We start from the raw sequence: 13523 nt of genomic DNA, 5'->3' as shown, positions 1-13523 counted from the left end.
CCCGCCAACTCAATCAGCTCAATCGTCTCGGTCCGGTGTCCGCCTTGGTGGGCACCGGGCCGATTCGTATGCGGGCGTTGAGGATTGCGGCGCCCTCCGGCGAACACAGCACGGGATCGACGACGATCTCGCGGATCTCCGGGATGTCGTCTGCCATCGTCGAGATGCGGATCAGTAGGTCGACCAACGCTCCTCTGTTGACCGGGGCCTCTCCCCGATACCCGTAGAGCAGTGGGGCCGATCGTGGCTCGTCGATGAGTTCGTCGGCATCGAGCGCATTGATCGGGATCGCGCGGTACCCGTCGTCGCCGAGTAGCTCGAACGTCCTGCCCGACAATCCGAAGGAAATCAACGGCCCGAACGACGGGTCGTCGCGCATGCGCACCATGGTGCCGACACCCTTGGGTGCCATCTTCTGCACGTGGAGCACGTCGTCGCCGGTCAGCTCCGAGATCTCGGCGAAGGCGGTCACCACGGCGGTGGCGTCAGGCAGATCCAGACGTGCGCCCTCACGGTCGAGTCGGCCGCGCCATGCCGGTGATGTTGCTTTCACTGCGACAGGGAATCCCAGGTCACGCGCTGCGGCCGACGCCTCGTGCATCGTCGAGACCTCGCGGAAGGGCACCACCTCGACTCCGTACCACTCGAGCAGGCGGGCGGAGTCGACGTCGTCGAGCACCGTCACCGGATCGGCGCCGCCGACCGTGGAGCCGTCCGAATCGACACCAGAATCGACACCAGAATCGACGCCCGGATCGTCGTCGGGAAGTCCCCACATGGCTTCGCGCACCCATGTCCTCGCAGCCTCGGGGTCGATCCCGTCGGGTCTCTCGACGGGGACCTCCGGTCGTGCACACCACCGCGCGTACTGCCATGCCCGTGCCAGCGCGGCCGCGGCACGTTCGGGGGACGAATACGACGGAATCGAGCCGCGCGCCGGCAGCCCCGACGGTCCGGGCCTCATCAGGCCGGGCGGGATGCCCTCGACGGCGAGGAAGGTGGTCACGATCGGTTTGTCGGCGTCGGCGTCCGGTGTGTTCGCGCCCGCGATCAGGGCGCGTGCGTGCCAGTCGAGGTCGACGGCGACCGGTGGCACGAAGACGACGATCACGCTGTCGACACCCGGATCGGCCATGGCCTGCGCGACGGAGGCCTCGAACTCGTCCTCCGAGGCTCCTGCGCCGAGGTCGATGGTCGACTCGACTTCGAGACCGCCTGACCGCGCGGTGTCGGCGGCAAGACTGCCGAGCACCGAGGAGTTGCCGATGATGCGGGTCCGCGGACCGCGAGGCAGCGGTTGATACGCGAAAAGTGATGCGCAGTCGAACAATTCGGGAATGGTGTCGACCTGGATGACGCCCGCTTGCTCGAGCATCATCTGGGCGATGCGATCGTCGAGGCTCGCCGCAGCCGTCCGTGCGGCACGCACCGGGCTCATCGCACCCTTGCCCGATTTGACCGCGACGATCGGCTTGGACCGCGACACTCTGCGAGCGATGCGCGAGAACTTGCGCGGATTACCGAAACTCTCGAGATACAGCAGCACGACGTCGGTAGCGGCGTCGGAATCCCAGTACTGCAGCAGGTCGTTGCCTGAGACGTCGGCACGGTTGCCCGCCGAGACAAAGGTCGACAACCCGATCTGGCGATGTGCGGCCGTGTCGAGGATCGCGATGCCGAGCGCACCGGACTGACAGAAGAATCCGACACGTCCCAGTGGCGGGATACGCGGCGCGAGAGTGGCATTCAGCGCAATCGACGGGTCGTTGTTCGCGACGCCGAGAGCATTCGGCCCGACCAGGCGCATGCCGTGCTCACGGACCTGCTGGACGAGGCGATGTTCGCTCTCCAGGCCCGCCTCACCGCTTTCGCCGAATCCCGACGACACGATCACGAGCGCGCGCACGCCCTTGACCATGCAGTCGTCGAGCACCTCGTCGACGCTCGCCGCGGGCACCGCGACCACCGCGAGATCGACCGGATCGGGAATGTCGCGCACCGTCGGGTACGCGCGGATTCCCCTGACCGACGGCGGCCGCACGCGGGGCGCCCGCGCCGGGCCGCGATGGCGTCGCTGTGGTTGGCGCGTCGCCCCGGCACGCGCCGCGTCGTGAGCCGATCCGCCCTGCTCATCGTCGGGTTCACCGTCACGGTCGGGACCATTGACCGGGAACACAGGGCCGGTGAATCCGGCCGCAATGATGTTGGCCAGCAGCGCGTTTCCCACCTTCTTGGGATCGGTCGACGCCCCGATCACGGCAACAGACGCCGGTCGCAACAGGTTGGCGACGCTGCGCGCCTCGGAGGCGCGCTCACGGTCGTTGCGCACCGAGAGCATCGCCTCGGTGGGATCGATCGTGAACTCGACGTGCACCGTCGAGCCGTCGAATGCGCGCGAGATCTGGTAGCCGGCGTCGCGGAAGACGGCGACCATGTTGGGATTCTCGCTGAGCACCTCGGCCTCGAAGCGGGTGAATCCGTTCTCGGCAGCGGCACCGGCGAGATGTTCGAGCAGAATCGGCCCGAGGCCGCGGCCCTGGTGTTCGTCGGCGACGACGAAGGCGACCTCGGCAGATTCGGGCTTGCCGTCGGCGGCGAGTCCCTCGTAGATGCCGATCGCGATGATCTCCCCACCGAGCACTGCGACGATCGCAACCCGGTTGCGGTGGTCGACCGTTGTCATGCGTGCGACCTCGCGCGGCGGAAGCGTCGGCGTCGGACCGAAGTAGCGCATGTACCTGGTGCGTTCGGACAAACCCGAGTGGAATCGGACGACGCGGTCGGCGTCGTCGGGAACGATCGGACGCAGATGCACCACGCCACCGTCGGACGCGAGGACATCGGCGATCCAGTGTCGGGGGTAATCCCACGGACCGCGCGGGCGCTCACCCTCTCCGTGATCGTCCCGGGGAGCGGTCTGCACGGCTGAATCCGTCGCTGGGGTACCAGCGGCTGGGGAATCAGTGGCCGGGGTACCAGCGGCTGAGGTGTCAGTCGCGGGGGAATCAGTCACGGGGGTCCTCCGGGTCGAGTCCGTGTAGCGGATACACGGCACGGCGAGTGGCCATGATGGCGCGATCGGTTTGTCGTTGGGCGCTCTCGTCGATGCCGGGCGGTGGTTCCTGCCCCGTGTCGCCATCCCATTCGACGAAGTCGACGTCGCCATCGTCGCCCATCACATGCACGGGCGCCTGCGAGTACTCCGAATGCACCTGCGTTGCGATCTGTTCGGCTGTGGCGCACCACGATTCGTTGATCGGGGTCGTGACGTCAACGTCACGATCAAGGACGACCCCGAGCAGGTGCGACCAACTACGCGGGACGACGTTCACCACGCCGTAGCCGCCTCCGCCGACCGCGATCCACCTACCGTCGCAATGCTTCTCGGCCAGGTCGCGCATCGCGATCATCGCGGCGCGCTGCCCGTCGACGGTCAGCGACAGGTCGGTCAACGGATCGGCGCGATGGCTGTCGGCGCCGCACTGGCTGATGATGATCTGCGGCTTGAACTCGGCGATCAGCGACGGAACGACGGCATGGAAGGCGCGCAGCCACAACCGGTCCTGCGTGTCGGGCATCAGGGCGATGTTGACCGCGGAACCCTCCGCGCCGTCGTCGCCGACCTCGGTCGGCCAGCCCGTTCCCGGCCACAACGTCGCCGGATGCTGGTGCAGCGACACTGTCATCACGCGCGGGTCGGACGCGAACGCCACCTGCACGCCGTCACCGTGGTGCGCGTCGATGTCGATGTAGGCGATGCGGTCGAAGCCGTTCTCGAGTAGCCAGTGAATGGCCACCGCGCAGTCGTTGTAGATGCAGAATCCGGCAGCCCGCGACCGCATCGCGTGGTGCATCCCGCCACCGATATTGACTGCTCGACGCACCGCCCCGGAACCGACCGCCTGCGCCGCCGCCAGCGTTCCGCCGACCAACAGCCGTGCCGCCTCGTGCATTCCGTCGAACACGGGATTGTCGGAGTCGCCGAGACCGAACAGACGCTCGAGAAGCGGGCCCGACAACGACGCCGTCCCCGATCCGACAGCACGCACCGCGTCGATGTAGTCCTGACTGTGGACGACGGTCAGCGCATCATCGCCGATCGCAAGTGGTTCGGCGACGTCGACATCGTCGAGCACTCCGAGGCTCTGCGCGAGCGTCATCGTCAGCGCCAAGCGCACGGGATTCATCGGGTGGGTGTGTGCCCAGCGATACGAGAGGAACTCCTCGCTCCAGATCACTGCCGCGCTCATTGATGTCTCCACGCACTACGCACACGACCAAGGCTAGTGCCTCGCCGCGCGGGCCGGACGCGTTCGGCATGTGACGAGGCAGTCTCGAACGCAGGTCAAGGTACTCTTGTAAAGACGGAAGGGACTGGCTCAAGTGAACGATCTGGTTGATACCACCGAGATGTACCTCCGGACGATCTACGACCTCGAAGAAGAGGGAATCGTCCCACTGCGCGCACGCATCGCCGAACGACTCGAGCAGAGCGGACCGACTGTGTCTCAGACAGTCGCGCGTATGGAACGCGACGGACTGTTGCGCGTCGCAGGCGACCGGCACCTCGAGCTGACCGACAAGGGTCGCGCCCTCGCGGTCGCCGTGATGCGCAAGCATCGTCTCGCCGAGCGGCTGCTCGTAGACGTGATCGGCATGCCCTGGGACGAGGTCCACGAGGAAGCGTGCCGCTGGGAGCATGTCATGAGCGAGAACGTCGAGCGCCGTCTCCTCGCCGTGCTCGACAACCCGACGACCTCGCCATATGGCAACCCGATTCCCGGCCTGGAAGAGCTCGGCGTCGAGACGACGACGTCCACTGGTGAGGCCGCGCGCCTGTCCGACCTCCCGCAGGGTGAGGCGGTTGCGGTGATCGTGCGTCGACTCTCCGAGCACGCGCAGTCGGATACAGAGCTGATCGCGGCGCTGCGCGAGGCGGGCGTGGTCCCGAACGCACGCGTGACAGTGACCTGCACGCCGCAGAAGGTGGAGATCAGCACGCCAGGGCACGCCGGACTGACACTGTCTCCGGAGATGGCCCACTCACTGTTCGTCGAAAAGGTCTGAGCGACAACACAATTCGGAGCAACACGTCAACCCGCATCGCGCAGGGTTGCGTGCGGCAAGACAAGGCCGAGCTCCGCTGCCGCGTCGTACGAATCACCGATGAGGTGCCACAGGTTGTCCGGACGTAATCCGTTGCGCAGCGAGTGGTCGAGGAGTTGTGCGAGCTTCCAGTTGCGGTCGGCGTCGCGCGCGACGTCGAGCGCCACACCTGCGAAACTCCCCTCACCTGCGATGTAGTGCAGATGCGCGAGGAGTGTTGCAGCGCTGGCTCGTCCGGTACCGGTCAACCGTCGGGTCAGTTCACGCCACAACATCTCGGCACCTGAGCGAAGATCTGTGACCGCGAATGCCAGGGCCGCATCGCGAACCCGAACGTCGCAGATCGCGCGTTCGAGTTCGGCAACCCGCTCGCACGAGTAGTAGTCGGACTCCATCACGACCGCCTCGTAGATCGCTACCAGGAGTTCCTGTGGTGGTTCGTCATCGAAGCGGCCGTCGTCGGCGATGGTGCTGCAGGAGCCGTCGTCGCAATGAGGCGTCGGAGCGAGCATCGCTGCGATCTCCGCGCGGTTCGCCATGAGGAAGCGCCCTGAATGCACGGCACCGGACACCGCGGTCGGCGAGATCCGAGGGTCGGTGAGCACCCCGCAGTGCCTCAACGACTGCGCCGACAGCGCAGCGCCGTGCTCCCAGATCTGCGTCCACGGCTCCCCCTCGGCGAAGCGACTGCACACGTAGCCGCGACCAATGCCTCCGCACAGTCGCATCCGCCGATCGACTTTCGACAGAATCTGCTCATACGTGCGGGTATCAAGTTCGAAGCGGTCATCACCGATGACCGCGATGAGGTCGGCGCTGCCGTAGCCCTGAAATATTCGCGCCAGATTGTCGATCTCGTTGAGCATCGGTCGCGCCGGTGAGCCGTCGGGGGCAAGGTCGAGATCGAGCCGTACGGACGCCTGGACCGTGCGTCCGTCCGGCGCGAGTGCCAGGAGCACGAGCGAGCGCTCGGGAATGAACCCGAAGAAGCCAGGGATAGCGGTGAGCAGCGCGGAGACGGTCCGGATCGGCCCGTTCGACGAATCGTTTCGAAGTGACATGTCGAACATCTTGGGTTCACCCGGAGACGCCCGAACCCGCGAGAAGCTCCGATGACCGACGTTGTGCACACCCTCGGACGGGTGCACAAACTCACGAACCGAAAGCCGCCCGCAACACCTTCTCGAACAGAGCTCCGAGCTGACCCTTCGCCTCGGAACTGATGTCACCCGCTGATGGCCACCGGTATTGGCAGTACACGCGCACCGTGCCCTGCTGTCCGATGTAGGTCATCGTGCGCGTCAAGAGCGGCGCCTGGTCGCCACCGGTCTCGACAGTCCGCAGGACGGCAGCGGTATCGACCCCGGCAGGATGTTCGGGGGCGTCGGACACCCTTGTCTGCACCTTGCTCGTCGCCGTCGTCGCGTTGCCGGTGGTCGCTCGAGGACACGCACGCGCCTGATCGACCACCGTGCTCAACGCGTCATCGACTCCGACGACGGCGGAGGTGAAGGACGCACGGTCGGCTTCGACGATTCCCAGATAGACGACGGCTCCGTCGGAGCCGACCGCCGCGGGCTGACACGCGGGTGGATCGTAGGGCGAGTTGGCTGGTCGGCCGATGAGGTCGCCGATCGCGTATGCGACGGAGTTCTGCGGAACGCGGGTAGCACCCGAAACCGGAAAATCGGCTGCGGTCACCGATCGCGAAGAGAGATCGGCAGTGTTCTGCGTCGCATCACCATCGACCGAACACGACGCCACGAGAAAAGCCGCGGCCAACCCCATCACCACACCGACACTGCGTACACCCACGACCTTCGACTGTGCCACCGCAAGGCCGAGGCACCGCTCACGACACTCCGACGGTCTCCAGATCATCACGGGGAATCGAGAGGTGGGCGCGGTTGTTGAACACACAAAGATCCGCTAACACACAAGGATCCGCTGCAAGAACAACACAGATGCGTCACGCGGACGCTCGACGAGCGACACCGATTGGTCACGAGTGGTGTGGATGCGGGACAATTCGACGAACAGGTAGGACAGGCACGTGCCGATCTTCAAGAGGAGGGACGACATGGATTCCAATCCGGACGAGGGCCGTCAGCTCTTCGAGCTCGCCTTCCCCGCTCCCCAGGTCTCCGACGCTGCGGGAACCGGCCCCGTACTGATCCACGCGCTCGACGGCTTCGCCGACGCGGGACACGCCGTGGCACTCGCCGCGCAGAATCTTCGCGACTCGCTCGACTCCGAGGTGGTCGCGACCTTCGACAACGACGAGCTGATGGACTATCGCTCTCGCCGTCCGACGATCACCTTCAGCGGCGAGACCTTCACCGACGTGCAGATGCCAACGCTCACGCTGCACGCGATCCGCGACAACGCCGGCAAGCCGTTCCTGCTGCTGTCCGGCTCGGAGCCAGACCTGCGGTGGGAACAGTTCACCGAGGCCATTCGACGCCTCGCCGACCATTTCCGGGTCACCGACGTGATCGGTCTCAACGCCATCCCGATGGCCGTTCCGCACACCCGCCCGTCGTCGTTGACCGCGCACGGCAACGAGCCCGAATCGTTGGGCGACCTACCGACGTGGGGTTCGCAGATGAAGCTCCCCGCGAGTGCGTCGATGCTCTTGGAGCTGCGCCTTGGTCAGGGCGGACGACGCACCTCTGGACTGTCGGTGCACGTGCCGCACTACCTCTCCCAGACCGACTACCCGGCTGCGTCAGCACGTCTGCTGGAGGCGGTGTCGGGACTGACAGGTCTCGAATTGCCCACCAGTGCACTCGAATCCGCAGCAGCGGCAGTGCGTGAGCAGGTCGACGCCGAGGTGTCGGGCAACGGTGAGATCGAATCCGTCGTCGCGGCGCTCGAGGCGCAGTACGACAGCTTCACCGAGGCACAGACTCAGCGCGCATCTCTGCTCGCCGCCGACGAACCGCTGCCCAGCGGGGATGAGCTCGGCGCTGAACTCGAGCGGTTCCTGGCGGAGCAATCGCGTGGCGACGTCGATCCGGACGGCACCGGAGATCTCCACGACGAGGACGGCAACGGCGGTTCGTCATCGCCGAACTGATCGACGAGTCCGTTTCGGGGTCGGCGACGACGCTGACCCCTGTCGCCGACGATGACGACGCCGCATTTGACACGTTCACCGGATGGTGGGCCGACCGCGGCATCGACCTGTATCCCCATCAGGAGGAGTCGCTGCTCGAGTTGATCTCGGGTAACAACGTCATCCTGGCCACACCGACTGGTTCGGGCAAGTCGCTCGTTGCCTCCGGCGCCATCTACTTCGCCCGATGTCGGGGCCAACGAGCTTTCTATACCGCGCCGATCAAGGCGCTGGTCAGCGAGAAGTTCTTCGATCTCTGCGCTCAGTTCGGGGCCGACCAGGTCGGCCTGATGACCGGCGACGCCTCGGTCAACGCCAACGCTCCGATCATCTGCGCGACCGCCGAGATCGTCGCGAACCTCGCACTTCGCGACGGTCCGAACAGCGATATCGGGGTTCTCGTCGCCGACGAGTTCCACTTCTACGGCGAGTCCGACCGCGGATGGGCGTGGGAAGTCCCGCTGATCGAGCTTCCGCACACGCAATTCCTTCTGATGTCGGCGACGCTCGGCGACATCAGCTTCTTCGTCGACGACCTGTCGCGACGCACCGACCGCACGACCACCGCGGTCACCGGAACCCATCGACCGGTCCCCCTCGAATACACGTATGCGATGACGCCTATCCACGAGACGATCGAGGGACTCATCGACGCGGGTCGCGCCCCGATCTACGTCGTGCATTTCACCCAGGCAGCAGCGGTCGAGCGCGCGCAGGCACTCCTGTCGGCACGAATCACCACCAAGGAGGAGAAGGCTCAGATCGCCGAGGCGATCGGCGACTTCCGCTTCTCCACCGGATTCGGCTCCACCCTGTCGAAGCTGCTCCGCGCCGGCATCGGGGTCCACCACGCAGGCATGTTGCCGCGCTACCGACGTCTCGTCGAACGCCTTGCCCAACAGGGACTTCTCAAGGTCATCGCCGGTACCGACACCCTCGGAGTCGGCATCAACGTGCCCATCCGTACCGTCCTGTTCGCCGGTCTGAGCAAATACGACGGCACGCGCGTACGTCGTCTGCGCGCCCGCGAATTCCACCAGATCGCCGGCCGCGCCGGGCGAGCAGGCTTCGACACCATCGGCTACGTCGTCGCGCAGGCACCCGAGCACGACGTCGAGAACGCCCGCGCGGTCGCCAAGGCGGGCGACGACCCGAAGAAACTGCGAAAGCTGGTGCGCAAGAAGCCACCCGAGGGTTTCGTCTCCTGGGGCGAGAAGACGTTCCTGCAACTCGTCGACGCACCCGATGAGCCGTTGCGCTCGCACTTCCGCATGACAACGGCGATGTTGCTCGAAGTCCTCGGCCGGCCCGGAGATTGCTTCGCGGCCACGCGACATCTGTTGGAAGACAACCATCTTCCCCGCAATCGACAACTGGGACAGATCCGCCACACCATTCGCCTCTACCGTGACCTGCGCGACGCGGGCATCGTCGTACAACTACCCGAACCCGACGACGAGGGCCGATACGTCGCGCTCAGCGTCGACATGCCCGAGAACTTCGCACTCACCAACCCGCTGTCGGCCTTCGCGCTCGCCGCCTTCGAGCTACTCGATCCGGATTCGTCGACCTATGCGCTCGACGTCGTCTCGATCCTCGAATCCACTCTCGACGATCCCCGCCCGGTGCTGATGGCACAGCGCAAGGAAGCGCGCGACGCTGCGATCGCCGAGATGAAAGCCGACGGCGTCGAGTACGAGGAGCGCATGGCGCGGCTCGAGGAGATCACCTGGCCGCAACCGCTCGCCGAGGAGATCGACTACGCCTTCGGTGTCTACCGCCGGACCCACCCGTGGATAGCGGGGTTTCCGCCGTCGCCGAAGTCGGTCCTCCGGCTGATGCTCGAGCGAGCGATGACGTTCACCGAACTGATCTCTGCCTACGGTCTGGCCCGCAGCGAAGGAGTGGTACTGCGGTACCTATCCGACTGCTATCGCGTGTTGCGCCAGGGTGTTCCGACCACGGTGTTGACCGACGAGATCGTCGAACTCACCGAACGCGTCGGCGACATGGTCCGCGATGTCGACTCAAGTCTCCTCGACGAGTGGGAAGAGTTGGCCCGCACCGCCGCCGCCGACGCCCTCGCCGAGGAACACTGAGACGCCGACCGAATCACTCTCACACGGCAGCCGCTTTCTCCACGCGCACCGCGCCGGTCTGTTCGACAAGACCGGCGATGATGGACGCCAGTCGCCGATACGACTCGCCTCTGCCCGACGACTCGCGGTAGACCAGCCCGATTCGACGCCCCGGCCGCGGCGTCGTGAATGTCGCGGTCGCGAGGTCGCCGCCCGCTGTTTCGGCGGCAACGGCGGTCCCTGGGATCAGCGTGACGCCCAGACCACCTTCGACGCACTGCACCGCGGTCGCCAACGACGCCGCTCGGGTGTGCCCGATGTCGGCGCGCACGCCCGCGAGTCGGCACACCTCGAGCGCCTGGTCGCGTAGGCAGTGCCCCTCGTCGAGCAGCAGGAGCGGAAGGTCGGCGAGCGAACTCGGGTCGACGCGCTTGCGTCCGGCCAACGGATGATCGGACGGCAGCGCCAGCACGAAATCCTCGGCGTACATCGGTATCTCGGCAAGGCCGGGCACGTCGGCGGGTAGCGCGAGACACGCGGCGTCGAGTGAGCCCTCACGTAACTGCGCCACCAGTCGCGCCGTCTGGTCCTCGACGACCCGCAAAGCGAGAGAGGGCAATTCGGCGGCGAGCCCGCGCAGTACGGTCGGCAGAACGTATGGCGCGACCGTCGGGATCAGGCCGAGTCGCAGAGTGCCGGCAAGTGGATCGTCGGAACCCGCGGAGGCAGAGAGGAATTCGTCGACGGCGTCGGTCACCGCGATCGCTTTGGGTAGAAGCATCTCGCCCTCCGGCGTCACGAAGACACGCCGCGTTGTACGTTCGATGAGTTGCTTGCCCAACCCGGCCTCGAGGCCGGCGAGTGCTTGCGACAGAGACGGCTGGCTGACACCGAGTTCTGTTGCCGCAGAACCGAAATGACGTTTGCGAGCGAGTGCGACGAACGCCCGCAGACCGGCCACGGACGGCTGATAACTTTTATCACTCATGCCTATCAGTCTAGTGCTAATCATCACGTTTCGCTTTTGGTGGCTTTTCGGCAGAATTGAGAGGCAACTGCAGAACGTGAGTTCGCGCGCCACCCACGAACGCAATCGACACGAAGGAGCGAAAACACACATGGCTCTTCTGACCATCGGAGACCAGTTCCCCGCCTACAACCTGACGGCGGTCATCGGAGGCGACCTGAGCAAGGTGGACGCCCAGCAGCCCGACGACTACTTCACCCAGGTGTCGAGCGACGATCACCCCGGCAAGTGGCGCATCGTCTTCTTCTGGCCCAAGGACTTCACGTTCGTGTGCCCGACCGAGATCGCCGCTTTCGGAAAGCTGAACGACGAGTTCGCCGATCGCGACGCCCAGGTCCTCGGCGCGTCCGTCGACAACGAGTTCGTCCACTTCCAGTGGCGTGCACAGCACGAGGACCTCAAGACCCTCCCCTTCCCGATGCTGAGCGACCTCAAGCGTGAGCTCGCCACCGCCGCAGGCGTTCTCAACGCCGATGGCGTCGCCGATCGCGCGACCTTCATCATCGACCCCAACAACGAGATCCAGTTCGTCTCGGTGACGGCCGGTTCCGTCGGCCGCAACGTCGACGAGGTGCTGCGTGTTCTCGACGCACTGCAGTCCGACGAGCTGTGCGCCTGCAACTGGAAGAAGGGCGATCCGACCATCGACGCCGGCGAGCTCCTCACCGCAAGCGTCTGAGAGGAATCGGCATGAGCATCGACAATCTCAAGGAAGCCCTCCCCGAGTACGCCAAGGACCTCAAGCTCAATCTGAGTTCGCTGGCGCGTTCGACCGAGCTCTCCGAGCAGCAGCTCTGGGGCACCTTCCTCGCGTCGGCTGCGGCATCTCGCAACGCGAAGGTGCTGGCCGAGGTCTCCGAGGAAGCCGCGGACACCCTCTCGGCCGAGGCCTACAACGCGGCGCTGGGCGCGGCGTCGATCATGGGCATGAACAATGTCGCGTACCGCGCCAAGAGTTTTCTCGGCGACGACTACACCCAGGTGCGCATGGGTCTGCGGATGAACATCATCGGCAACCCCGGCGTCGACAAGACCGACTTCGAGCTGTGGAGCCTCGCCGTGTCGACCATCAACGGTTGCCACGACTGCACGGCAGCGCACGCGAAGGTCGTCCGTGATGGCGGCCTGACCAAGGAACAGGTCTGGGAGGCCGTCAAGGTCGCCGCGACGATTACCGGTGTAGCACAGGCCATCACCACCACCGAGGTGCTGGCGAACGCCTGATCTATCACCCCACTGCACTGCCCCGGTCTCACGAGACCGGGGCAGTGTGCTGTTCGGGTCAGCTGCCGACCACACCGACCCTGGCGGCGGCGTCGAGTCGTGCGAGCTTCTCGGCGCTGCCGGTGCCCTCGACAGGCTGGTAGACGACGACCCTCTGCCCCCGCGCACCGGCGACTTCGAGAGTGTCCCAACGTAATTCGACGACGCCGACGTCGGCGAGCACTATCCGCTTGGCGCCGCTGGACTTCACCTGAACCTCGTTGCGCGCCCAGATCTCGGCGAACAACGGGCTGTGCAGCGAGAGTTCGCCCACGAGGTCGCGCAGACGCGGATGATCAATGTCTGCTCCGGTGAGCGATCGCAGGTTGGCGACGGTCTCGGCCGCCAGCAACTCGTAATCGGGATAGATCGACGGAGCGTGCGAATCAAGAAAGAGCTTGCGCAACATGTTGTCTCCGGGCACGGTCCCGATCGCCTGATGAAGTGCTGCTCCTGCGTCGTTGATCGCGAGGAGGTCCATGAACCGATTCATCACGATCGCAGGCTGCTGCCATTGAGCCATCAAGACTCGTATCGGTTCGACCACCTCATGATCGGCGAAGTCGACGTCGATGCGCACATCGGCGAGTGCGGCGAGATGCTCACGCTCGGCATCATCGAGTCCGAGTACATCGGCCAGCGAGGCCACGACCGCAGCCGACGGATTGCGGTCGCGTCCACGTTCGAGCCGCACAAGGTATTCGACGCTGATGCCGGCGAGACTGGCAACCTCCTCACGACGCAGACCGGGCGTACGCCGCGGGCCGACCGTCCGCAGACCGAGCGTCGCAGGGTCGACACGCTCGCGGCGGGCGCGCAGGAACTCTCCGAGTGCGGTCATAGCGAAAGTCTAGGCTCGCAGCGATCGACAGCCAGGTAGTGCGAGGACCCCTCACGACGCGGTCTGTTCGTGCCGTCCGAGCCGCTCGAT

At 65.7% G+C, this 13523-nt stretch carries 11 protein-coding genes; 5 read left to right on the top strand and 6 right to left on the bottom strand.

Going from position 1 to position 13523, the window contains the following annotated elements:
* Nucleotides 1-13 precede the first annotated feature (13 nt).
* Both RND64_RS09935 and RND64_RS09930 read right to left on the bottom strand, forming a co-directional pair.
* A complete protein-coding gene (locus tag RND64_RS09935; RefSeq protein WP_049697183.1) occupies nt 14-2923 on the bottom strand; it encodes a bifunctional acetate--CoA ligase family protein/GNAT family N-acetyltransferase in 2910 nt (969 codons plus the stop codon).
* A gap of 82 nt (nt 2924-3005) precedes the next feature.
* The gene (locus tag RND64_RS09930) at nt 3006-4250 is read right to left on the bottom strand and encodes an acetoin utilization protein AcuC (RefSeq protein ID WP_049697182.1); all 1245 of its coding nucleotides are present in this window, start codon (nt 4248-4250) and stop codon (nt 3006-3008) included.
* A 133-nt stretch (nt 4251-4383) separates the two neighbouring features.
* Between RND64_RS09930 and RND64_RS09925 the strand changes: the two genes are divergently transcribed.
* Entirely contained in the window at nt 4384-5067 is a 684-nt protein-coding gene (locus RND64_RS09925) for a metal-dependent transcriptional regulator (protein ID WP_049697181.1), read from the top strand.
* Between the two features lie 26 nt (nt 5068-5093).
* On the opposite strand, the gene RND64_RS09920 is transcribed toward RND64_RS09925, so the two are convergent.
* Together RND64_RS09920 and RND64_RS09915 are read right to left on the bottom strand one after the other, a co-directional pair.
* Nucleotides 5094-6167 carry a DUF4192 domain-containing protein gene (locus tag RND64_RS09920; protein ID WP_235434257.1) on the bottom strand — a complete coding sequence of 358 codons (1074 nt, stop codon included), beginning with the start codon at nt 6165-6167 and terminating at the stop codon, nt 5094-5096.
* Nucleotides 6168-6258: 91 nt separating this feature from the next.
* On the bottom strand, nt 6259-6921 hold the full coding sequence (locus RND64_RS09915) for a hypothetical protein (protein ID WP_200903187.1): 663 nt from the start codon (nt 6919-6921) through the stop codon (nt 6259-6261).
* A 265-nt stretch (nt 6922-7186) separates the two neighbouring features.
* Here RND64_RS09915 and RND64_RS09910 point away from each other — a divergent pair, with 265 nt between their 5' ends.
* Complete coding sequence (locus RND64_RS09910; protein ID WP_049697178.1) at nt 7187-8185, top strand: PAC2 family protein; 999 nt, start codon at nt 7187-7189, stop codon at nt 8183-8185.
* A complete protein-coding gene (locus RND64_RS09905; protein ID WP_049697177.1) occupies nt 8185-10323 on the top strand; it encodes a DEAD/DEAH box helicase in 2139 nt (712 codons plus the stop codon). Before RND64_RS09910 ends, RND64_RS09905 begins: the two co-directional genes overlap by 1 nt.
* 19 nt (nt 10324-10342) lie before the next feature.
* Here the strand turns inward: RND64_RS09905 and RND64_RS09900 are convergent, their stop codons facing one another.
* On the bottom strand, nt 10343-11290 hold the full coding sequence (locus RND64_RS09900) for a hydrogen peroxide-inducible genes activator (protein WP_049697176.1): 948 nt from the start codon (nt 11288-11290) through the stop codon (nt 10343-10345).
* 130 nt (nt 11291-11420) lie between these two features.
* Between RND64_RS09900 and RND64_RS09895 the strand changes: the two genes are divergently transcribed.
* Nucleotides 11421-12008, top strand: coding sequence for a peroxiredoxin (locus tag RND64_RS09895; RefSeq protein WP_005204599.1), 588 nt, complete (start codon nt 11421-11423; stop codon nt 12006-12008).
* Nucleotides 12009-12019: 11 nt separating this feature from the next.
* Nucleotides 12020-12553 carry a carboxymuconolactone decarboxylase family protein gene (locus tag RND64_RS09890; RefSeq protein WP_049697175.1) on the top strand — a complete coding sequence of 178 codons (534 nt, stop codon included), beginning with the start codon at nt 12020-12022 and terminating at the stop codon, nt 12551-12553.
* Nucleotides 12554-12611: 58 nt separating this feature from the next.
* Here the strand turns inward: RND64_RS09890 and RND64_RS09885 are convergent, their stop codons facing one another.
* The gene (locus RND64_RS09885; RefSeq protein ID WP_049697174.1) at nt 12612-13433 is read right to left on the bottom strand and encodes a helix-turn-helix transcriptional regulator; all 822 of its coding nucleotides are present in this window, start codon (nt 13431-13433) and stop codon (nt 12612-12614) included.
* Nucleotides 13434-13523 lie beyond the last annotated feature (90 nt).

Origin of the sequence: Gordonia sp. w5E2, from assembly GCF_036540975.1 — a bacterium.
Taxonomy (GTDB): Bacteria; Actinomycetota; Actinomycetes; order Mycobacteriales; family Mycobacteriaceae; genus Gordonia; species Gordonia jacobaea.
Note: the sequence above shows the minus strand (reverse complement) of the source record. Positions and strands in the feature narration are given on the sequence as shown.

What these genes read in the sequence shown, in the direction of transcription:
- RND64_RS09895 (WP_005204599.1), top strand. Translation starts at nt 11,421, where the DNA reads ATGGCTCTTCTGACCATCGGAGACCAGTTCCCCGCCTACAACCTGACG.
- RND64_RS09910 (WP_049697178.1), top strand. Translation starts at nt 7,187, where the DNA reads ATGGATTCCAATCCGGACGAGGGCCGTCAGCTCTTCGAGCTCGCCTTC.
- RND64_RS09900 (WP_049697176.1), bottom strand. Translation starts at nt 11,290, where the DNA reads ATGAGTGATAAAAGTTATCAGCCGTCCGTGGCCGGTCTGCGGGCGTTC.
- RND64_RS09890 (WP_049697175.1), top strand. Translation starts at nt 12,020, where the DNA reads ATGAGCATCGACAATCTCAAGGAAGCCCTCCCCGAGTACGCCAAGGAC.
- RND64_RS09885 (WP_049697174.1), bottom strand. Translation starts at nt 13,433, where the DNA reads ATGACCGCACTCGGAGAGTTCCTGCGCGCCCGCCGCGAGCGTGTCGAC.
- RND64_RS09920 (WP_235434257.1), bottom strand. Translation starts at nt 6,167, where the DNA reads ATGTCACTTCGAAACGATTCGTCGAACGGGCCGATCCGGACCGTCTCC.
- RND64_RS09930 (WP_049697182.1), bottom strand. Translation starts at nt 4,250, where the DNA reads ATGAGCGCGGCAGTGATCTGGAGCGAGGAGTTCCTCTCGTATCGCTGG.